The 19,452-nt window shown below is 62.1% G+C and carries 15 protein-coding genes; 10 read left to right on the top strand and 5 right to left on the bottom strand.

The window, feature by feature from the left end; all coding sequences use genetic code 11:
* Nucleotides 1–270 precede the first annotated feature (270 nt).
* The 3 genes from HNQ08_RS14775 to HNQ08_RS14765 form a co-directional block, all read right to left on the bottom strand.
* Entirely contained in the window at nt 271–486 is a 216-nt protein-coding gene (locus HNQ08_RS14775; RefSeq protein WP_184133630.1) for a hypothetical protein, read from the bottom strand.
* A gap of 432 nt (nt 487–918) precedes the next feature.
* The gene (locus tag HNQ08_RS14770; protein WP_184133628.1) at nt 919–1,797 is read right to left on the bottom strand and encodes a hypothetical protein; all 879 of its coding nucleotides are present in this window, start codon (nt 1,795–1,797) and stop codon (nt 919–921) included.
* Between the two features lie 246 nt (nt 1,798–2,043).
* On the bottom strand, nt 2,044–3,276 hold the full coding sequence (locus HNQ08_RS14765) for an MFS transporter (RefSeq protein WP_184133626.1): 1,233 nt from the start codon (nt 3,274–3,276) through the stop codon (nt 2,044–2,046).
* 73 nt (nt 3,277–3,349) lie between these two features.
* Here HNQ08_RS14765 and HNQ08_RS14760 point away from each other — a divergent pair, with 73 nt between their 5' ends.
* From HNQ08_RS14760 to HNQ08_RS14715, 10 genes are all read left to right on the top strand, one after another.
* Nucleotides 3,350–3,976, top strand: coding sequence for a winged helix-turn-helix domain-containing protein (locus tag HNQ08_RS14760; RefSeq protein ID WP_184133624.1), 627 nt, complete (start codon nt 3,350–3,352; stop codon nt 3,974–3,976).
* A gap of 302 nt (nt 3,977–4,278) precedes the next feature.
* A complete protein-coding gene (gene menC / locus HNQ08_RS14755) occupies nt 4,279–5,409 on the top strand; it encodes an o-succinylbenzoate synthase (protein WP_184133622.1) in 1,131 nt (376 codons plus the stop codon).
* A 2-nt stretch (nt 5,410–5,411) separates the two neighbouring features.
* Nucleotides 5,412–6,218: a GNAT family N-acetyltransferase gene (locus HNQ08_RS14750; protein ID WP_229790281.1), complete on the top strand. Its 807-nt coding sequence runs from the start codon at nt 5,412–5,414 to the stop codon at nt 6,216–6,218.
* Nucleotides 6,212–7,240, top strand: a complete 1,029-nt coding sequence (locus HNQ08_RS14745; protein ID WP_184133620.1) for an ABC transporter permease — start codon at nt 6,212–6,214, stop codon at nt 7,238–7,240. Before HNQ08_RS14750 ends, HNQ08_RS14745 begins: the two co-directional genes overlap by 7 nt.
* Nucleotides 7,237–8,235 carry an ABC transporter permease gene (locus HNQ08_RS14740; protein ID WP_184133618.1) on the top strand — a complete coding sequence of 333 codons (999 nt, stop codon included), beginning with the start codon at nt 7,237–7,239 and terminating at the stop codon, nt 8,233–8,235. Before HNQ08_RS14745 ends, HNQ08_RS14740 begins: the two co-directional genes overlap by 4 nt.
* Nucleotides 8,236–8,340: 105 nt before the next feature.
* A complete protein-coding gene (locus tag HNQ08_RS14735; protein WP_184133615.1) occupies nt 8,341–10,026 on the top strand; it encodes an ABC transporter substrate-binding protein in 1,686 nt (561 codons plus the stop codon).
* Nucleotides 10,027–10,156: 130 nt separating this feature from the next.
* Nucleotides 10,157–11,629 (top strand): serine hydrolase domain-containing protein, encoded by a 1,473-nt coding sequence (locus HNQ08_RS14730; RefSeq protein ID WP_184133613.1) that lies wholly within the window; start codon nt 10,157–10,159, stop codon nt 11,627–11,629.
* 135 nt (nt 11,630–11,764) lie between these two features.
* Nucleotides 11,765–13,252: a serine hydrolase domain-containing protein gene (locus HNQ08_RS14725; protein WP_184133611.1), complete on the top strand. Its 1,488-nt coding sequence runs from the start codon at nt 11,765–11,767 to the stop codon at nt 13,250–13,252.
* Nucleotides 13,249–14,892: an N-acyl-D-amino-acid deacylase family protein gene (locus tag HNQ08_RS14720; protein ID WP_184133609.1), complete on the top strand. Its 1,644-nt coding sequence runs from the start codon at nt 13,249–13,251 to the stop codon at nt 14,890–14,892. Before HNQ08_RS14725 ends, HNQ08_RS14720 begins: the two co-directional genes overlap by 4 nt.
* Nucleotides 14,893–14,938: 46 nt before the next feature.
* Nucleotides 14,939–15,793, top strand: a complete 855-nt coding sequence (locus HNQ08_RS14715) for a MurR/RpiR family transcriptional regulator (RefSeq protein ID WP_184133607.1) — start codon at nt 14,939–14,941, stop codon at nt 15,791–15,793.
* 2,032 nt (nt 15,794–17,825) lie between these two features.
* Here the strand turns inward: HNQ08_RS14715 and HNQ08_RS14710 are convergent.
* Together HNQ08_RS14710 and HNQ08_RS14705 are read right to left on the bottom strand one after the other, a co-directional pair.
* Nucleotides 17,826–18,593, bottom strand: coding sequence for an ABC transporter substrate-binding protein (locus HNQ08_RS14710; protein ID WP_184133605.1), 768 nt, complete (start codon nt 18,591–18,593; stop codon nt 17,826–17,828).
* A gap of 10 nt (nt 18,594–18,603) precedes the next feature.
* Nucleotides 18,604–19,452, bottom strand: a complete 849-nt coding sequence (locus HNQ08_RS14705; RefSeq protein ID WP_184133603.1) for a PfkB family carbohydrate kinase — start codon at nt 19,450–19,452, stop codon at nt 18,604–18,606.

The raw sequence follows: 19,452 nt of genomic DNA, 5'->3' as shown, positions 1-19,452 counted from the left end.
GGCGGCATTCGAGCCTGGGATACTTGACGCCCCTGGAAGCCGAGTGCCAGGCTACAGCTGCTTAACCTTAGCGACTCGAAACCGAGTCAACCCCACCTGACGTGTGGATCGAACGAAAGAAAACTGATGAAAGAGTTGGTGCATAGACCTGTGCTGCAGGTGTGAATTGCACTCCGTAGGGCTGCAAGGCCTCGGGCTATTGCAACCCTTTTACGACTTAAAGAGGGTGGCCTGAACTTCAGGCCACCCTCTGTGCATCAAACTAAGCGCTCAGCTGAAGTCCAGCATGCTGCGTCCTTCTTTTTCGCGGTCCTCAGCCACCTTGGCGAGAATGAAGAAGGTGGGTGCCCAGTGGCCCAGGAACAGTCCGTCGCGTTCCTTGACGTCCTGGTCCTGCCCGCTCTTGGTCTTACCGCGCAGGAAGTTGGTGGCCGAGACGATGATGGAGGCGTAACCGAGGATGTACAGCACATTTGAAATTTTCATGAGGGCACTGTCGCTTGTCGTAGGAGGGCAAACGGTGATCTCACCCCTAATCTCAGTGCTGCGTTGAGGTTGCCAGAGCAATCGGTAAACGTGCGGCTACTCGGCAGCTCATACTTGCCTTCCCGCCCTCCAGGAGGGAAGGCGTGCCCAGGAGAGCTGAACTGCCCCACCGCGGCTGCTAGGAGTCATCCGCTGAAGTAAAAACGTATACATAGGTCTGAGAACAGGAACGTTGCGGCGATCTGTGCGCAATGAACTGCTGACTCGAAGGCTCCAAGCGCAGGTCTCATCCCTCGTTGATCACGCATATCAGGAAATGGCCATGCAATAGAGAGGCGTTTACTCTGGTCCTTGCCTGGGGGCTGCACTCCTTCTGGAAGATCGAATCTGCGTCAGACCTGGAAATGGGTGTGATCTAAGAGCATTCCAGCGTTAACGGGAAGGCTCCGGCTCTACCTCGGGAGCCAACATGTCGGCCACGCCTTGAGCGAGACGAATGGCCTGCTCCAGCCGGCGAGTGTCCTCTGCGCTGAAGCCTGCACTCTGCGGCGTGTGAGGGTGATCCCGCAGGGAAATGCGGCGGAGTTCTCCGGGGGGGGTATACGTGACGTTGGCCGCCTTGCAGGCGCGAAATAGTGCTCCGCGCAGTTCGCGGTCACCAGGGTAATCGAAGACCCGTCCTACAGCGTAAAGTTCGCCTCCGGCCGCTTTGAGTAGGGGTTGAAGCGCTTTCAGGGCAATGTCGCTCAGACGGGTGACGGCGTGCGGCCGTAGGGCACTCCCGGTAGTGAAATCGAAGTCCTGCCAGGTCAGGGCCAGCAGGTCCCGAACTCGGTAAGCGTGCTGATCGATCAGGATCAATGCGGCATACAGCGTGTCGTCGGACTGGGCCTGCAGGTGAAGGCGTTCGAGATCGGCTCTGGGGAGTAATGGTGCACCGGAGCGCTCGTTGGGTGGGCGCTGCAGCCCCCGCAAGGGATTGACCAGCAGCAGTTCCTGATCTTGCAGCGCGCTGTAAAGGGTCGACAGCAACGAGAGACGCAGGCGAACGGTGTTCGGTTTGGCGGGAGCTGCGTTAACGTTCTTGCTGGCCTGTTCCAGCAACCAGGCGTGAAAATCGGGCGGGGGAGACAGGAGGTTTAGCCTGTCTTGTTGAGCCTGAGCAAAAATATGACGCAGGAGCGAGTAGACCTGGGTGGTGGGAACAGTCGCCGCAGGCCACCGTGGGGCCATTGCAGGAATGAGCGCGTCCAGATCGGCGGTTTGTAACGCCCGGACGATCTTCTGGGCCTGTTCATCACTAGGATGCATGCTCAAATATAACGACGTTATAGAATAAGAAGCAAATCCCCTCGTCCTGTATCAGCTTCCCATGCTTACGCACACGCAAAAGCTCAGGGGGAAAACAAGAATAAACCAACGAGCTATTTCTCAAGTCGTATAACGCCATAATATTCCATCTCGCGTCAATGCTTGCTCAACCTCAAACCCATCGTCAAAACCCTACTGTCACCCAGTAGCTGGTCATCGCTATCGCAATCCCAGCAGAGATCGATTTTAGCCCGCCCGAAACCCTCCGGGCTCAGTCTCCAAATCCGGCAACTTGCGCTCGGAGAGCACCACCCACGTCCAGGCCAGCGCCATCAACACGGTCATGCCACCAGCCACCATGAAAAACAGGGCTGCCGGGAACCGGTCCACCACGGGGGAGAGCGCCAGGAGCGTTAAGGGCATCCCCAGCGTGGCCACCATGCCCAGCACGCTAAACGTACGTCCCAGAAAGGCGGGCGGCACCAGCTGCTGCATCAAGGTAATGACAGGCGTATTGACAAGAGCCATGGCAAGGCCCATCAACACACCAATTCCAAGCAGGGCCGGAGGCGCGGCAAATCCGATCAGCAAAAACAACGAACTCCCCAACACAACGAGCCCCAGCGCAACCGTGCGGCGCAGGGGCAGTCGCGGGCCGATCAGCGCCAGCAGGGCAGAGGCCACCAGCATTCCGGCACTCTCGGCAGCAAGGTATTGACCGTACCCCTGCGCTCCGGCGCCGCCGAGCAGCAGTTTGGGCAACAGGACCTGGACTGGCGCGAGGCTGGCGTTGAGCAACAGGGCAATCAGCGGCAGGAACAACAAAACCCGTGAACGGCGCATCAGACGCAGGCCACTGGCCACGCTCCCCAGGACCGACTCTACTCTTTCGGTCTTCAGCTCACGTCGGGGCAACTGCACTAGCAGCAACAGTACCGCCATCACCAGGAAACTTGCGCCGTCCAGCACAATCGCGAGTGCCGGCGAGAACGCCGTGACCAGAGCTCCCCCCAGCAGGGTTCCCAGCAACCACGCACCCTGACCCACGCCGCCGATCAGGCCATTTGCCCGCGTCAACTCCTGTTCAGGGACCAGGCCGGGCACAGCCGCGCTGCTGGCCGGTCCCGCGAAGATGCCCGCCAGCCCGGTTAGCACGGCTGCCCCGTTCACCAGCCACAGCGGCACCTCGCCCCACGCCAGGGCCAGGCCGCCCACCGTGAACTGCAACAGCCCACGCGCCACGTCCGCACCGATCAACGGCACTTTCAGGTGGACGCGGTCCACCAGCGCCCCGGCCAGCGGCATTAGCAGGTTGGGGGCGAGCGCGCAGGCCAGGGTCAGCGCCATCTGCCCCGCCGAGCCGGTCTGATGCAGCACCAGAAAACTCAGGGCGATGCCCGCAAGCGCCGAGCCCAGCTGACTCTGAGCCGTGCCGAGCAGCCAGATCACAAACGAGCGGTTCCACAGGTGGGTGGGCATACCACGAGTGTGTGCCGCGCCAACTCCAGATGAAAGGCGGTTTCTGGAGAAGCGGCGCTCTAAGCTCTGCAGTATGAACGGTGTGCGGACAGCCAACGCGGAGCAGGCGACACTGCTGCTGGACGTCAAGCTGCACCCGCTACTGGACCTGCTGATGCATGCGGAATGCAGCGCCTCGGAGGTGGCCGCGCACCTGAACGTCAGCGTGCAACGCGCCCATTACCTGCTGGGCAAACTGATCCAGGCCGACATCGCCGTGATCGAACGGCAGGACGCCCGCGCAGGCCGGTCCATCAAGCGCTACCGCATGCCTGGGCGCTGGTTCATTCCCTACGAGGTCACGGGCGCAGAAACGCTTGAAGCTTTCGCCTCGGCCCAGTTGCTGCCCCGACTGGAAATCGTAATCGCTCACAGCGCCCGGGTCCTGCATCAGCATTCCCCGCACTGGGGTTTCTGGCTGGAAAGCAACGCGGAGAATCTCAGCCTCCTGATCGGTGACGGACATGGCCCGGCCCATGAACTGTTCTTCGGCGACGAGCCGTTTTTCCTCAACATCGGTCACATGCACCTGAGCCGGGAGAAAGCCACGGAACTGAAACGTCGCCTGTGGGCCGTGCTGGAAGACTTTGAAATCGAGGAAACGCCGGGTGCGCCTGAATACACCGTCGCGCTGATGCTGGTTCGCGGCGCGGTGAACTGAGGCACGGTCAGAAAATTGGTTTACAGGTTGCAGGCCAGGAAAAAGGGGCATGGGACCGTGGAATGAGACGTTCTGGAGCTTTACAGCCGTAAAGGGGAAGACGGCCAGCGCCTCTGCCCTTGCAAAACGCCTTGCGTATCGCTAGGATGTCGCAAAATTAAATGCAATCGCGGTTCTCACGTTGACCTCTCTCGCGTCTGGGCAGTCTCGTCCTGTCCGTAGACAAGGAGCTTTCATGCTGTCAAGCGAGCCTTCCCAAGCCTGTATCCGAGCGTCAAGCCACCTCGTTGCTGGACGGTGCCATGAAGATTGACCGCGCCGAATTGCGCGTGGTCTCTCTGCCGCTGCTCAAGCCGTTCAGAACGTCTTTTGGCGTGATGACCGAGAAAAACTTCGTATTGCTGCGGCTCTTCGGCGAGGGCCTCGAGGGTGTGGCAGAAGGTGTCATGGACATCCGCCCAGATTTCCGGGAGGAGACCATCAGCGGGGCGCTGGCGTTGCTTCAGGACACCGTATTGCCTGATCTTCTGGGCCGGGACTGGGCCAATCCTGAACAGGTGATGCGTCAGCTCTCAGGTGTGCGCGGCAACCGCATGGCGCTGGCCACCGTGGAGATGGCCTTCTGGGATCTGTGGAGCAGAAGTCTGGAGCGGCCGCTTTCAACGGTGCTGGGCGGCGTGCGGGAGGCAGTGCCCGTGGGCGTCTCGCTGGGAATTCAGAACTCGGTGAAGGCCACGGTAGACAGCGCTGTGGCCCACGCCGAACAGGGCTACAGGCGAATCAAGCTCAAGATCCAGCCTGGCTGGGATGTGGCGGTGGTGAGGGCGGTCAGGGCGGCTTTGCCTGAGACCCCTGTCACAGTGGATGCCAACGCCGCGTACTCGCTGGCGAACCTGAACACCCTGCGCGAACTGGACACCCTGGGGCTCGATTACATCGAGCAGCCGCTGGCCTGGAACGACATGCGCGATCACGCTAAATTGCAGGCGCTGATGGGCACGCCGCTGTGCCTCGACGAGTGCATCACCACTGCGCAGGACGCCCGCAAGGCGCTGGAAACGGAGGCCTGCCGACTGGTCAACATCAAGGTGGGCCGTGTCGGCGGCCACCTGGAGGCGCGGCGGGTGCACGACGTGGCCGCCGCGTTCAGCGCCCCGGTGTGGTGCGGCGGCATGCTGGAAAGCGGCGTCGGGCGGGCGCACAACATCCACCTGGCGACGCTGGAGAACTTCAGCAAACCGGGCGACACCAGCAGTTCCTCGCGCTACTGGGCGCGCGACCTGATCCACGAGCCGCTGGAAACTGTGGGTGGAATGATGCCGGTGCCAGCCGGTCATGGCATCGGCGTTACGCTGGATCTGCCCTTTCTGGACACCATCACGCAGCAAAAATTTGCGCTTGGACCGCTGCAGCAACCGGTGGCAGGGCGCTGAGCGTGACCTCGCCTGCCACCACACCCAGCCTGCCCGAGGCCCTGACGCTCCGAGAGTTGCGCGGCCCGCAGGAGCTGGCGGCGACGGTGCCGCTGGCGCACGCCATCTGGGGGCAGACCGACAAACCCGAAGACGCGGTGATGTTGCGCGTAATTCAACACGTAGGCGGTCTGGTGGCCGGGGCGGTGGACGCAGGTGGGCAGGTCTGGGCCTACCTGGAGGCCCTGCCCACCTCCATGACAGGGGTACAGCACTCGCACCGGATGGGGGTGCATCCGGCCTACCGCCAGCAGCATCTGGGAGAGCGCCTCAAAACTTTTCAGCGGCAATGGTGCCTGGAACGCGGCATCACGCAGGTCCGCTGGACCTTTGACCCGCTGCTGGCCGTCAACGCACACCTCAATATTCACCGGCTGGGCGCCACCGTCCGCACCTACCTACCCGACCAGTACGGCGAGATGGAAAACATCAGCGCGGGCGCACCTTCGGACCGCCTGGAGGCCGAGTGGGACCTGAACAGTCCACGCGTGGAGGCGCATCTGGCCGGGCGCCCCGATCAGGCCTGGCCGGAGGGGAAGGCGTTCGATCCCCTTCTTGCCGGGTTGCCGGACAGACTCCCCGACACGCTGGCGATGAGCGTTCCGGGACAGGATTACTACGCCCTGCTGCGGGGTGAGCGTGCGCTGGCGCTGGAGTGGCGGCAGCGCACGCGGCCCGTCTTCATGCGGCTGTTTAGTGAGGGCTTCGCGCTGGTCGACGTGGATCTGGCGCGACGGCTCTATCTTTTCAGGCGGGAAGCTCCGTGCTGAGTTTCGTCCTTCGCCGCCTGATGGCGCTGCCGCTGATCCTGCTGGCCGTGACCTTTCTCATTGTCTTGGTCATGCAACTGATTCCGGTGGAGCAGCGTGCCGTGGCCTACACCACCGATCTGGCGCAGCTGGCCCGCATCCCGGAGATCATCAAGACCAATCATCTGGACGCCAGCGTCTTCGAGCAGTACTGGCGCTGGCTGGGGCTGGCCCTGGGCGGCAACCTGGGCTTCTCGCGCACCAGCGGGCAGCCGGTGCTCGAGACCCTGCTGGCCCGCTTTCCCGCGACGCTGGAACTCACGCTGTTCACGCTGGTCCCCCTAATCGGCCTGAGCGTGTGGCTCGGCTCAAAAGCGGCCGTGCAGCGAGGCAAAACTGCCGACGCGGTGATCCGGGTGATCGCCGTGGTCAGCTACAGCACCCCCAGTTTCGTGCTGGGCGTGTGGCTCCTCGTGATCTTTTACGGCGCGCTGAACCTGCTGCCGGGGACTGGCAATCTCAGCAACGACAGCGCGATCTACCTGCTGACCGGTGAGGTCAAACGCGTGACCGGGATGGTCACCATCGACGCGCTGCTCAGCGGGCGCCTCGACGTGTTCTGGGACGCTGTCAAACACCTGATCATGCCCGTGTTCACCCTGATGGTGGTGGGCAGCGCCGGGTTGATCAAGGGCACGCGCACCAGCATGCTCGAGGCCCTGAACAGCGACTACATCCGCACCGCCCGCGCCAAGGGCATCTCGGAGGGAATGGTGATCCGCAAACACGCGCGGCGCAATGCCCTGCTCACCGTCGTCACGCTGGCGGGCCTGAGCGTGTCCGGGCTGCTGCAGGGCGCAGTGATCGCCGAGACGCTGTTCGGGTACCCTGGCGTGGGCGCGTGGGCGGCGCAGGCTGCGGCACTGGGCGATCTGCCCGGGGTGCTGGGCTTCGCGCTGCTCGCGGCAACAATTGTCGTGGTGATCAACCTCGCCCTTGACCTGGCCTACACGGTCATTGACCCCCGCGTGAGGTACGGATGACCACCGCGGGTGAAAGCCAGCTTCGTACGGTCAAGGCCAAGGCAAATGCTGGCTTCTGGGCCAGGCTGTTTCGCCGCAATCGCCTGGCCCGAGTGGGGGCCGTGCTGGTGAGTCTGTTTGTACTGGTGACGCTGCTGGCCCCCGTGCTGGCCCCCCCACAGGGCAATTGCCGCCGCGCGCTGGGCATGACCGAAGGACAGACCATTCCCGGTCCGCTCGCCTACCTGCGCGAGGTGACGGCGACCCCCGACGCCTGCCTGCAGATGCCGCGCGTGGGTTTTGCCGCGCAGCCCAACCCCCCGGCTGCCGACGCACCGCTGGGCCGCGTCGCGGGCTACGACATCCGCTACGGACTGGTCTGGGGAACGCGCACCGCGTTCTTCCTAGGACTGACGGTGCTGGCGATCACGGTGACCGTGGGCAGTCTGGTAGGCCTGGCCGCCGGATTTCTGGGCGGCGTGACCGACAACATCCTGATGCGCCTGACCGACGTGATCTTCGCCTTTCCCGCGCTGGTGCTGATCCTGGTGCTGGTGGCCGCGCTGGGGCCAGGCCTGCTGAACATCATCATCGCCCTGAGTCTGGTGTCGTGGGCGGGGCTGGCGCGTGTGGTCAGGTCAGAGGTGCTGCGGCTGCGCGAACTGGAATTCGCGGCGGCGGCGCAGAGCCTGGGGGCCAGCCGCTCGCGCATTGCCCTACGCCACGTCCTGCCCAACGCCATCGGCCCGCTGCTGACGATCGTGGTGCTGGAGATGGGAAGCCTGCCCATCGTGGCCGGCACGCTGTCGTTCCTAGGACTGGGAACACCTCTTGGCTACGCCGACTGGGGGCAATTGATCGCTCTGGCCCAGAAGTGGATCCAGGGACCGCCCGGCGAACCTTTCGCGTACTGGTACGTCACCCTCTTTCCGGGACTGTGCATCTTCGCCTATAGCCTGGGCTGGAGCCTGCTGGGCGACTCCCTGGCCGAGGCCCTGGACCCGCGGAACCGCTGATGCCACCACCTGGCCCCTCGCCCTGAGTTTGACCCCTCTGCCTCTACCGTTGATCCTGACCGCCCCGCCTACACACACGCCGTCTCTTGCTCTGGAGGTTCACCCATGAAGCGTTTCCTGCCCAAGTTCAGTTCGGCCCTCACTCTGGCCCTGCTCGCCTCCGCCGCCCTGGCAACGCCCAAGGACACGTTGGTGTATCAGATCGCCTCGGCCACCGCCAGCGTGGAGCCCGCGCAGGCCGTCGTGACCTGGGACGTGCTCCCTGTCATGCAGATGTTCGAGGGGCTTTACCTCGACAACTTCGGCAAGTATGAGCCGCTGCTCGCCACCGCCTTCACCCAGAGCAAGGACGGCAAGACCACCACTTTTACCCTGCGCAAAGGGGTCAAATTCCACGACGGCTCGACCATGACCTGTGCGGACGCCGAGTACTCGATGCGCCGCACGCTGCTGGTGGGCAGTGAGACCTCGCAGGCCGCGCAGATTCGCGCCAACATGCTCAGCATCGCCAGCTTCACCCCGGAGGTCAAGAAGACCTACACCTTTGCCAAGCTGGCCAGCATGGTCAAGTGCAACGCGGCGGGGCAACTGGTGCTGACGCTGGACCGCAATGTTCCCAGCCTGCTGGATTCCATTGCTCAGGTGTACATCGTGCCGATGAAAACGCTGGTGGCCGGCGGCGACTGGAGCGGCACCGCCAGGGACTTTGGCGCCTTCCTGGGCAAGGACGTGGCCAATTCCGTGCTGGCGCAAAAACCTGTCGGCACTGGGGCCTACCAGTTCGTGGCACGCGATCCCAGCCGCTTTGTCCTGCGGGGCTTCGAGCAGTACTGGGGCGGCGCCCCCGCGTTAAAGAATGTGATTATCCAGAAGGTGGACAGCGATACCGCCCGCGTACTGGCGCTGCAAAAGGGGGACGCCGACATCGCCCTGATTCCGGACCGGGACACGCTGGCCAAACTCAAGGGAGTTCCCGGCGTCAAGGTCTACGAGGACCTGCCCACCCGGAACCTGACCGGCGTGGTGCTATTCAACCAGAACATCAAAGACGACAAGTTGCTGCCCGCCGGCCAACTGGCCGAAGACAACATTCCCGTCAACTTCTTCAGCGACATCCACGTCCGCAAGGCGTTCGCGGCGCTGTTCGACACCAAGACCTATGTCCGCGACGGCCAGCAGGGCTTCGCCCAGGCCCGCAATACCACCCTGCCCCCAAACAACTGGGCCGACGACAAGACCCTCAAACCCCCGGCCTACAACCTCAAGACCGCCGAGGCGGAGCTCAAGCAGGCGTTCGGGGGCAAGCTGTGGACCACTGGCTTTACTGTCCCCCTGGAAACCTACGCTGGCGTCGGGATAGCGGATGTGGTGGCGGGCATCTTCAAGCAGAACATTGAGAAACTGAACCCCAAGTTCCACGCCACCATCAATACCCTGGAACTCAGCGCGGCCAACGCCAGGCTGCTGGGCGGCAAATCACCCTTCGGCGCGCTGACCTGGGGCGGCGCAGACCCCGACACGGTGCTGCGTGGGCTGTACAGCTCCGGCGGCATCCTGGCGGCCGCCACCAACATCAAGGATCCCAAAATGGAGCAGATGCTGGACGCGGCGCGCGACACCGTGGGTCAGAACGCCCGCAAGCCGCTGTACAAATCGTTGCTGACGTATCTGAACGGGCAGATCTACGCTTTCCCGCTGCCACAGCCACTGGTGTTTGGTGCCACGGTCTCGTCCCTCAAGGGCTTCCCGGAGTACACCAAGACCAACCTGTTCAAAGATCTGAGCAAGTAGCGCGGAGCGGCCCGCTGCCCAGGGCCACGTCATTGAGTTGCCGCCGCGTCCTTCACCGGCGCGGCGACAGGAAAAGCCGTCTTCTGAGCCAGGTTCGCCCTCCCCTGCGCCTTTCCCCAAGGAGAACCACATGACCGCTCCCGCCACGAAAAGCAGTGCCGAACTCGCTTCCGCTTTTGAGCAGGAAGCCAGGCGCCTGCTGGAGGAATACAAGATTCCCGGCGTCACGCTGGGCCTGCTGACCCCAGACGGCGATCACTTCGTCAATCTGGGCGTGACCAGTCTGGAAAATCCCCTGCCCATCACCGAAGACACCATCTTTCAGATCGGCAGCACCACCAAGACCATCACGTCGCTGACCTGCTCGGTGCTGGCTCAGCAAGGCAAACTGGATCTGGATGTTCCCGTCAGAACGTATCTGCCTGACTTCAGGCTCAAGGACGAGTCAGTGGCCGCCGAGCTGACCGTACGCGACGTGCTGACCCACCAGGGCGGCTTTCAGGGCGATCTGTTCGAGGATACCGGCGAGGGTGATGACGCCGTAGCGAAGGTGCTGGAAAAGTTGGCCGAATCGCCGCAGGTCGTTCCCCTGCGCGGCCACTGGAGTTACAACAACGCTGGGTTTTACGTGGCCGGACGGGTGATCGAGGTCATCACCGGCAAGACCTACGAGGCCGCCGTCACAGAACTGGTCCTGAAGCCGCTCGGCATGGACCACACATTGTTCTTCCCCAACGAGATCATGACCCACCGCTACGCCACCGGGTACAACAAGATCGGTGACGAGATGGTGGTCCAGCGGCCCTGGATGATGATGCGCTCGGCCGCCCCTGCAGGCAGCAGCTGCTCGTCTACCGTCAGCGACATGGCCAGGTACGCCCACTTCATCATGTCGGGGACGCTGCCCCCATCCGCAGCCCCTGGTTCCGGCCATGCTGAGGGTGCTGAACAGCCGGAGGCTGCGGAGGAGCCCCCCCTGAAGTCCCTGGACCGCGCGCACCTGTGGGAGCCGGTTCGCAGCATCGGCGTCGGCCTCAACTCCTTTCCCGGGGAGGAAGGCCAGATCGGGCAGAGCTGGTTTGTCGATCAGCATGAGAACGCGCTGATCATCAGCCACGGCGGCACCACGCTGGGCCACCAGTCCGACTTCTGGGTGTCGCCGGACCGCAAAGTGGGCTTTATCGCCATGACCAACGCCAGCAACGGCCACACCATGAACCGCAAGCTGAGCGACTGGGTCAAGCGCGAACTGCTGGGCCTGAGCCAGCCGGAACGCGACACCCATACGGTGGGTGAGGCAGAGCTGCAACAGTTCGTGGGCGTCCACGAAGTGGTGGGCCAGACCTACAAGATTGAGGTCAAGCTGGACGACGGTCAACCGGTGCTGATTCTCCCCAACCCCACATCGGGCGGCACAGAAACCCTGCCTCTGCGCTTCATCGCTCCACAGAGCGCCGTCGTGATGGGGGGCGACGCCGACGGCATCGGCGTGGAATTTCTGATGAACGGAGATGAAGTGGACTTCCTCCGCTTTGGCTCGCGACTATACCCGCGTGAGCGCGCGGGCGGCCAGGATGCGGCGCTGCCTCTCGAGGCCCTGTAGCCGGCCCACCCAGATCGGCCCAGCCCAAATGAGGTTCGATGGGTCCAATTCGTGGTGAGCCGCGCTGAGGCCCGAACCCATGGATGGACGGCACGTCCAGGATAACTCACTCCCACCCCTTAGGAGCCAAAAACCATGACCGCAACCACGAAAAGCAGCACCGAACTCGCCGCCGCCTTCGAGCAGGAAGCCAAGCGCCTGCTGGAGGAATTCAAGATTCCCGGCGTCACGCTGGGCCTGCTGACCCCGGACGGCGACCATCTCGTGAACCTGGGCGTGACCAGCCTGGAAAACCCGCTGCCGATCACTTCGGACACGATCTTCCAGATCGGCAGCAACACCAAGACGCTGACCTCGCTGACTGTTTCGGTGCTGGAGGCGCAGGGCAAGCTGAAGCGGGACGACACGGTGCGGACCTATCTGCCTGACTTCAAGCTCAAGGACGAGTCGGTGGCCGCCGAGCTGACCATCCTCGACACGCTGACCCATCAGGGCGGCTTTCAGGGGGACCTGTTCGAGGACACTGGTGACGGCGACGACGCCCTGGCGAAGGTGCTGGACAAGCTGGCCGAAGCGCCGCAGGTGGTGCCCCTGCGTGGCCACTGGAGCTACAACAACGCCGGCTTTTACATCGCCGGGCGGATCATCGAGGTCGTTACCGGGATGACCTGGGAGGCCGCCGTGACCGAGCTGGTCCTGAAGCCGCTGGGCATGGACCACACCTTTTTCTTCCCCAACATGATCATGACCCACCGCTTTGTCGCGGGGCACAACAAGATCGGGGACGAATTCGTGGTGCAGCGCCCCTGGCAGATGGTGCGTTCGGCTGGCCCGGCGGGCAGCACCTGCTCGTCCACTGTCAGCGACATGGCCAGATACGCCCACTACATCATGTCCGGTACGGTCGCCCCAACTTCGGAGCCCCAAGAAGGTGAGGCGACCAGTGCCTCTGCGGGAGAGGGCGGCTCGACCGAGACTTCGCCGCTGGCTACGCTGGACCGCACCCGGCTGTGGACGCCGGTGCGGCCCATCGGTATCGCGCTGAACGGTTTTCCCGGCGAGCGCGGGCAAATCGGTCAGAGCTGGTTCCTCGACCAATACGACGACGCCCTGGTCATCAGTCACGGTGGGACCACGGTGGGCCAGCAGTCGGACTTCTGGGTCTCACCGGACCGCAAGGTGGGCTTCATCGCCATGACCAATGCCAGCAACGGGCACGCCATGAACCGCAAGCTGAGCGAGTGGGTCAAGCGCGAGGTGCTGGGCCTCACGCCGCCCGAGGCCGGCAGCCACCAGCCCAGTGAGGACGAACTCAAGGACCTGGCCGGCACCTACCTGGTGGTGGGGCAGCCGCTCAAGATGGATGTGGAGGTGCGGGATGGAGTGCTCACCCTGCTGATCCCCGACACTGCAGCGGGCGGCACCAAGGACGCCGCGCTGCGCTTCATTGGCCCTGACCGCGCCATCATCAACGGCGGCGACATGGACGGCTACGCCATCGACTTCCTGCGCGACGAGCAGGGGGAGGTCGAATTCCTGAAGGTCGTCGTGCGGCTCTATCCACGTGAGCGTGCCGGAGCCGACACCGACACCCAGCCGATACCGGCGCTGGAAGAAGTGTGAGCCCCACAGTCTGGATCACTGGCGGCACCCTGATTGACGGCACCGGTGCAGCTGGCCGCCAACGTGATGTCCTGATGGACGGCGAGCGCATTGTCCGGATCAGTGAACCCGGCCTCGCCGCTCCAGAAGGGGCAGAAGTGGTGGACGCGGCTGGAATGGTGGTGGCCCCCGGCTTCATCGACGTGATGAGTCACTCTGTTTCGTCGCTGTTGAGCGATGGCCTGAGCGTGGGCAAGGTGACGCAGGGCGTGACCACGGAGATCATGGGGGAGGGCTGGACCCCAGCTCCCGCCGTGCCAGGCGAAGCCCACGCCTTCCCGATTCACGGTGTCCCCAATGGCGATGAAAGCTGGACCGAGCGTGCGCGGGGCTGGACCCGCTTCGGCGACTGGATGGCCGCGCAGGAAGAGGTGGGCGCAGCCGTCAACTTCGGCTCGTTTGTGGGGGGTACCACCGTGCGAATGGTCGCCAGGGGACACGCAGCGGGTGAGAGCAGCCCCGAACAGATCGCTGAGATGCGCCGCGTGACCCGCGAGGCGATGGAGGACGGCGCATATGGGGTGGCGACAGCGCTGATCTACCCGCCGGGCAGCTACGCCAGCACCGACGAGCTGGTCGCCGTGTGTGAGGAAGTTGGGCGCGCGGGGGGCATCTACATCACCCACATGCGCTCCGAGGGCGCGGCGATCCTAGAGGGTTTCGCTGAGGCACTAGAGATCTCAGACCGCAGTGGGGCGCGGCTGCACATTTATCACCTCAAGGCAGCGGGGGCACCCTCCTGGCCCAAGATGGAAGAATTACTTGAACGAATCAATGCCGAGCGGGCGGCGGGCAAGGACATCCATGCCGATATGTACCTGTATACCGCCGGCGGTTCGGGCCTGGCCGCCTCCTGCCCGCCGTGGGCCAGTGAGGACGATCAACTCAAGGACCGTCTGCGTGACCGGGAAACCCGTGCAAAAATCCGGGCGGCCATGCAGGAACCGGACGGCACCTGGGAGCCGCTGGGCGGTCTGGCCGGACCGCAAGGGGTCTATCCACTCGGCCTGAGTCTGCCTGAACATGCCGACTACCGGGGCAAATCGCTGGGCGAGATCGCCACGCTGCGCGGCCAGGACTGGATTGAAACCGTGCTTGACCTGATCGAGGCGGAGCCCGAGGGCATCGGCACCCTCTATCACCTGATGACTGAGGAGAACATCCAGCGCCAACTCAAGGAACCCTGGGTGATGCTCGGCTCCGACGCGGCGGGCTATGATCCTGGCGAGCAGGAGGGCGGTTTTGCGGGCGGCCATCCCCGTGCGCTCGGCAACTTCACCCGTCTGCTGGGCCGCTACGTCCGCGAACTGAAGGTTCTGAGCCTGGAGGAAGGCGTGCGCCGGATGACTGGCCTGCCCGCCGAACACTTGCGTTTGACGGACCGGGGAGAACTGCGCGAGGGCGCATACGCCGATGTGGTGGTTTTCGATCCGCAGGCCATCGGCGACCGGGCCACCTACACGGAATCCAACAGGCTCTCCGTGGGCGTGCGTGACGTGTGGGTCAATGGGGTGCAGACCTTGAAGAACGGCCGACACACGCAAGCCTTGCCGGGAAAACGGCTGTATGGACCGGGGGCGGGGAGACCCACAGCGCCGTGAAGGGAATACGCAACGCGGCCACCAGGACGAGGGGACGGGGAATGGGATGACCACCACCCCGGCACCTCTGCCTGAACCAGCAGCGCTGACAGCGGTGGACCTGCTGCGCACTAGCCTGGAGAATTTTGGGCGGCGCGATCAGCAGATTGCGCGCTATTTCATCGACCATGCCGAGGAGGTTCCCTTTCTCAGCGCCGGGGAAATCGCGGAAACACTGGAAGTCAGTGGAGCCGCCATCACCCGCTTTGCCCAGCGCGTCGGCTTCGAGGGCTATCCACACCTGCAACGGGTCATCCGCCAGGATCTTCGCGCCACGCTCGGCATGAAACAACCGGGTGGACAGGACAGTGTGGTCGCCCGCTTCTGGGCCAGCGAGCGGGCCAACCTGGACACATTGCAGGACATTCCAGAGGCTAGATTGCTGGCCTTTGCCCGCGCCATTGCCGCCGCCAAGCAGGTCTGGGTGGTAGGCGCGCGGTCGTCTTACGGCATCTCGCTGGTCGCCGAGACCATCCTGGCATCGTTTCGCCCCTGGGTCCGGGCGTACTCTACCGATCTGCTGCTGAGCCGCCCTGAACAACTGCTGGAAATCACCTCAGACGATGTGGTGGTTGTCTTCACCCTGCGGCGCTACAGCCGCGCCACCACCCGCATGGTCCGCGCCATGCATGCACAGGGGGTCCAGGTGCTGTTGATCACCGACCAGGGCGCGTCCCCATTGGGCAAGATCGCCCATCAGTGTCTGCAATTGCCCACCCAGGGAACGGATGTGCTCGCGTCGCTGGCGCCATTCATCAGCGTCAGCACGCTTCTCGCCTCGTTGGTGGCCAAAGAGCTTGAAGGAGGACACCTGAAGCAGGCCGAGGCCCTGAATGCCGAGTTCGGCGTGTATGAATACTGACCACTTCCGTGGCACAGAAGCACGGAGTAGGGCGAGGCAGGGTGTGTTGTTCCACCCTGCCTCGACTTTGCGCCATGTCCAAAATGTTGGCCTCTGATCGAATGGGATCAAGTTTCGTGTTCATGGTGGATTATCTCTGCCAACGGAATCGAGACAGCACAGCCGTCAGATAACTTCGATCTCGCTCTGAACATTATTTGCCAGCATCGCCGCGTGGTGTCGACCAATGAGTGCACCTGAAAATGGCTCACCCTGTTGAAGTACGCGCGTCTAGACGGGTAACTGGGTTCTTCCTGATGGCGTGAATGCCTCGCCAGACATGGGCCTGTGCTGCCTGCCGTTCAGAAGGCGGGTGACATCCAGCGTTTCGCTTGATGGTAGGTCCACTGGGAGGGAAGACCATCTGATTGAACAGGTGGGAAGTCACTCACGGCTATCTGGACCCGTTTTCCAAGAGGCACCCGGCGGATCTTGCCGCCTTTGCCACGCACGATCATCTGCGCTCCTTAAGTTGCGTTGACCTTGACGCCCACCGCTTCACTGACACGCTGGCCCGTTAGTCATCACGCTGCCCTGGTTGCGCCAACCCAGGCCGTACAGCGCCCTGACCTTTGCAACACAACACACTGTGCGACTGCGAGGCTGTCAATGGATCCGTGCGCTCGCCTCTTCTCGATGGTCGGGTTTGCAGATGCGCGACGAACATCCACCGTCCCGGGCGAAGTACTTGCACGCCGTGGGCCTTTGCCCACAGCACAAAAGCGTGGAAGGCCATGCGGTAGGTGGCCAGGGGTTTCGGAGTGATCCGGGCTTGCTTGCAGCTTCCAGCCGTCATATTGACCTGCGTTACCTGAACCAGCATTCCTAGATGCTCATTGCTTCGACCGACCGTACCCGCAAGGCTCGAGCGATGAGATTGGCCAGGGGACTCCCGAGTAGACCATGGTCATGTCTGTTGCTCCGTCTAAGATCAGATTGAGATGGGCTCATTGAGAATAACCATCTCGTTTCACAGGATCCCAGAGTTCACCTTTTTACACTAATTCACATTAGTGTCATTCACCCCCTGAACCGGATAGAGCTGAACTTGATGACTTCCTCCTAGCAATGAGATGACGTGACCAGGTCACCAGTACATGTCCGCATGTTGCTTACAAGCTGGAACCACAACGCTCATTTATAAATTGATCAACCTCTAAACGATACACTACCGTCATCGAACACTCGACAATCTGGAGGAACAGATCTTCGTCCGATTTGGTCATTCATCAGGCGGTGGGCCTCGGCTGAGTTTCCCGCGATATGCGTACATGACGCGGTATCCGATTCGCTGACGCCTATCTGGTGCAGAAGGTGAAAAAGCCAACGTCCGGGCACGGCCACTGGATCAGGGTTCACTACCAGCGTGACCTCCTCCATCTTCTAGAACAAAACGAGTTGGAGCCTCATCTACCCCTTAACGACGATCAGAGGGCCCTTCCTGGCCTTCCTGTGGGTGAACTACAAAAAGTGCGTGTAGAACAGTAAAAAAAATTTCGGTATTTCGTTACCAATTAAATTTTCTAAATTTTTTTGTTATAAGTATAAAATTCCACTGGCTCTCGCAGGGAACTCCATACAAAGATGCGATGAATCCTCAACTACTGCGTGGATCTTGCTGCAAGAAATGCCAGCAAGGAGTATCTATTTTGCCCTAAAAAAGTCGTAGTCGGCTTCTGGCAACTCAAGCACTGCAACATTAACGACTCCAGCAGGTAGGCAGATTTTCCGCCTACCTGCGAAACGACGTTCTGCCAGGCTCAACGGGCAGCGGACTGGTTGTTTCGTCTGGCGGTAGCAATGACGATGGTTCGGGTGTACTGTCGAAATTCAACAACTGAGCGTGGAGAGCTAAGGGGAAGGCGGGGGCCGCAGGGACTGTAAAACGATCACCACACAGCGTTAAGTTGCCAGAACCGTGAAATAAGTGAATGTCCATGGCCGCGACGACTAACCGTACGCATGGAATTTAGAACATTACGTCATCTGCCCTTCAACCTGGGCAGCGGACGTCTTGCCCGAAGTACTTCTCACTCAGCTTTTTATAAGCACCGTCGCGTTGCATGTCCGCCAGCGCCTTATTGACGGCCTCCAGGAGATCCTTGTTTCCTTTCTTTACGGCCATGCCGATCTTTTCAGGAAAGATCACGTCACCAATCTGCAGCTTACCTGGCAGGACTTTTGCGGCATCGATGGCGTTAAAACGGTCAAGGACCATCGCGTCGGCCCGCCCGCTGAGAACGGCGTTCAGCTGGTCATTGGTGGTCCCGAAGGTCTTGACGCCCCCGATGCCCGGCAGTTTCTGGACGTACCCGAGGTACGAGGTGTTGACCCCCATCGTGACCATTTTTCCCTTGAGATCACCAACTGTCCTGGGGCCACCAGGCTTGGCCACCAGAGCACCGCCGCTGCAATAGTGGGGCTCAGAGAAAGCGACGGCCTTGAGCCGTTCGGCAGTAATCCCATGGGATGCGATGACCAGATCGTAGCGGTCACGCTGTACACCCAGCAGCAGGCTCTCAAAGACCACCGTGGTCCACTTGGGTTTAACACCGAGACGACGCGCAATTTCTTCGCCCAGTTCCACCTCGAAACCAGTCAGCAGCTTGCCTTTGTAGAAATTGAACGGCGGGTAATTGGCCTCGGTGGCGAGGTTGATCACGCCGTTGGCCTTAATCTGAGTGAGAGTGGCGGCCTGACTGGTCGACAGAAACGCGAGACCAATGGTGACGAGAAGGGCTGAGCAACGGGAATACGGCATACGTTTCTCCTTAGCTGGAACGGGTTTCTGATGAAGATTGGACCAGGGCCGCAGGGAGGGGCACTCCACGCCCAAAGGCCCCGTATTCAGCGCAGTTCTGCGCCGCCAAGCGTGCTGCTGCCTGTAAGGCCTGGCCGATGTCAGCCTGGTCCAGCCAGGCATTCAAGAATCCCGCGATAAATGCGTCTCCTGCTCCCAGGGTGTCGACGACGTGGGCGGGCAAACTCGGTTGCGTGAACAGCTGCCCGTCAGACAGGGCGACTGCGCCGCGCTCCCCACGTGTGACGACGACAAGCGGACACCCGAAGTTCTGAACCATTGCGGCAAGAGCCGCCACGTTGTGATCATCTGCCTGACTGTCTGAACAGAAGGCCACATCAAGGGAGGGGGCAATCTGTTCAAGGTCATGCGGCTTGAAGTCAGATGAAAAGTCAAACGATAGGAGATGGGCACTTGCCCGAATGGCTGGAAGACGATCCCCCAGTTCGCTGTACAGACTGGAATGCACGATCTGATGGTCTGCAATGTACGAGGGAACGTCACCCGACAAAACCCACTGGGCCTGAACACCATGATCAAAACCCACAAATTTCCGGTCCTGCCCGTCATGCTCAATCTTCGACCACGAGGTTGAGCCAGGCAGTTGCAGGCAATGGGTGATGTCGACGCCCTCGGTCCTCAGACTTGCCAGGAGATGGTGGCCCCCAGTGTCCAGACCTACGCAACCCAGGTAACTGGCCGGGCGCTGCAATCTGGCCGTCAGGGCGGCGACATTCAGGGCGTTGCCGCCTGGATACAGCATTCCCTGCGACAGATAAAGATCGGTGGTGTTGTCACCCAGGCCAAGCAGGCGCCGCAT

Origin of the sequence: Deinococcus humi, assembly GCF_014201875.1 — a bacterium.
Taxonomy (GTDB): Bacteria; Deinococcota; Deinococci; order Deinococcales; family Deinococcaceae; genus Deinococcus; species Deinococcus humi.
This window is presented reverse-complemented; position numbering and strand designations above follow the sequence as displayed.

Coding starts and splice junctions, on each gene's coding strand:
- HNQ08_RS14725 (WP_184133611.1), top strand. CDS start 11,765: ATGACCGCAACCACGAAAAGCAGCACCGAACTCGCCGCCGCCTTCGAG.
- HNQ08_RS14770 (WP_184133628.1), bottom strand. CDS start 1,797: ATGCATCCTAGTGATGAACAGGCCCAGAAGATCGTCCGGGCGTTACAA.
- HNQ08_RS14735 (WP_184133615.1), top strand. CDS start 8,341: ATGAAGCGTTTCCTGCCCAAGTTCAGTTCGGCCCTCACTCTGGCCCTG.
- HNQ08_RS14765 (WP_184133626.1), bottom strand. CDS start 3,276: ATGCCCACCCACCTGTGGAACCGCTCGTTTGTGATCTGGCTGCTCGGC.
- HNQ08_RS14730 (WP_184133613.1), top strand. CDS start 10,157: ATGACCGCTCCCGCCACGAAAAGCAGTGCCGAACTCGCTTCCGCTTTT.
- menC (WP_184133622.1), top strand. CDS start 4,279: ATGAAGATTGACCGCGCCGAATTGCGCGTGGTCTCTCTGCCGCTGCTC.
- HNQ08_RS14775 (WP_184133630.1), bottom strand. CDS start 486: ATGAAAATTTCAAATGTGCTGTACATCCTCGGTTACGCCTCCATCATC.
- HNQ08_RS14705 (WP_184133603.1), bottom strand. CDS start 19,452: ATGCGGCGCCTGCTTGGCCTGGGTGACAACACCACCGATCTTTATCTG.
- HNQ08_RS14740 (WP_184133618.1), top strand. CDS start 7,237: ATGACCACCGCGGGTGAAAGCCAGCTTCGTACGGTCAAGGCCAAGGCA.
- HNQ08_RS14715 (WP_184133607.1), top strand. CDS start 14,939: ATGACCACCACCCCGGCACCTCTGCCTGAACCAGCAGCGCTGACAGCG.
- HNQ08_RS14760 (WP_184133624.1), top strand. CDS start 3,350: ATGAACGGTGTGCGGACAGCCAACGCGGAGCAGGCGACACTGCTGCTG.
- HNQ08_RS14710 (WP_184133605.1), bottom strand. CDS start 18,593: ATGCCGTATTCCCGTTGCTCAGCCCTTCTCGTCACCATTGGTCTCGCG.